Here is a 1395-nt window from a genome sequence, read left to right as displayed (position 1 = left end):
CAAGAAGCGCCGCAAGCGCATGTCCAAGAAGAAGCACCGCAAGCTGCTTCGCAAGACCCGTCACCAGCGTCGCAACAAGAAGTGACGCACCCGGCGCTCCTCGCGCCGTGACCACAGGCCCGGCCGTGTGCCGGGCCTGCGTCGTTCCCGGCACCCGGCTCGCGCGGGGTCTACCCCGCGCGCAGGCGTCGAAGCAGCGCGCGCAGGACCACCGCGACGGCCCACGCCGTCCCGGCCAGGCCGGCGGAGCGGGCGCCGGTGCGGAGGTCGACGGAGCGACGACGGCGGCGGAAGTCCCGCACGGGCCAGCCCACCCGCGTCGCGTGCTGGCGCAGCCGCGGTTCCGGGTTGATCGCGCTGGGATGCCCGACGGTGTCGAGCAGGGGGACGTCGTTGAAGGAGTCCCCGTAGGCGTAGGAGGCGGCCAGGTCGATACCGCGCTCCTCGGCGAGCCGACGGACCGCCACGGCCTTCCCGGCCCCGTGCAGGAGGTCGCCCGTCAGTGCGCCCGTGTAGTAGCCGTCGACCGTCTCCGTCCGGGTGCCCAGCGCGCCGGTGGTGCCGAGGCGGCGGCCGATCAGCTCCGCGACCTCCGTGGGCGTGGCGGTGACGAGCCAGACCTCGTGGTCGGCGTCCAGATGCTTCCGGATCAGGGCGCGGGCGCCCGGGTAGACCCGACTGTCGAGCACCTCGTCGTAGACGTCCTCGCCGATCGTCATGACGTCCGCGACCGAGAGACCGCTGGCGATGTGCAGGGCGCGGGCCCGCAGCGACGCGATGCGCCGCAGGTTCTCGCCCTGGACCGCGTAGGCGATGCTGTGGCGGGCGAAGAACAGGATGTCGCGCATCCCGAAGAACCCGCGCCGGTGCAGGGCACGCGCGAGGTGATACGCGCTCGCGCCGCGGATGATCGTGTTGTCGACGTCGAAGAATGCCGCGGTTCGGGCCGCGCTCTCCTCGGGTCCTGGCACCGGGTCAGCGTAGCCGCACCGGGCGCGTAGGGTCGGAGGTCATGGGAACGACCGACACCGTCGACGCGACCCGCGTGGTGCTCTACGGGCGCCAGGGCTGCCACCTCTGCGACGAGGCGCGCGCGATGCTGCGACGGGTGCAGGAGGACACGGGCGCCGCGTTCCGGGAGGTCGACGTCGACACCGACCCGGAGCTCGTGGACCGGTACGGCGAACTCGTGCCGGTCGTGACCGTCGACGGCGTACAGCAGGGCTACTGGCGCATCGAGTCGGCTCGCGTGCGTCGCGCGCTGGAGGCGTGACGGCCTGAGAAGGGTCGCCCGAGAAGGGTGGCCTGAGCGGTAGCGGGGAGCGTGAGCCGTCGCCGGCCACCCGCCGTCGGAAGCAACCCGAGCGCCATGACTGCGGCGGCGGCACCTGAAGG

The 1395-nt window shown here is 72.8% G+C and carries 3 protein-coding genes; 2 read left to right on the top strand and 1 reads right to left on the bottom strand.

The window, feature by feature from the left end; all coding sequences use genetic code 11:
- Positions 1 to 85: 30S ribosomal protein bS22 (locus tag ACYC1Z_RS14565; protein ID WP_461410239.1), on the top strand; the 85-nt coding region annotated here is incomplete at its 5' end.
- Positions 86 to 170: 85 nt separating this feature from the next.
- On the opposite strand, the gene ACYC1Z_RS14560 is transcribed toward ACYC1Z_RS14565, so the two are convergent.
- Positions 171 to 971, bottom strand: coding sequence for an HAD family hydrolase (locus tag ACYC1Z_RS14560; protein WP_461410238.1), 801 nt, complete (start codon positions 969 to 971; stop codon positions 171 to 173).
- Positions 972 to 1012: 41 nt separating this feature from the next.
- Between ACYC1Z_RS14560 and ACYC1Z_RS14555 the strand changes: the two genes are divergently transcribed.
- On the top strand, positions 1013 to 1273 hold the full coding sequence (locus tag ACYC1Z_RS14555; RefSeq protein ID WP_461410237.1) for a glutaredoxin family protein: 261 nt from the start codon (positions 1013 to 1015) through the stop codon (positions 1271 to 1273).
- Positions 1274 to 1395 lie beyond the last annotated feature (122 nt).

This window comes from Georgenia sp. (genome assembly GCF_054605595.1).
Note: the sequence above shows the minus strand (reverse complement) of the source record. Positions and strands in the feature narration are given on the sequence as shown.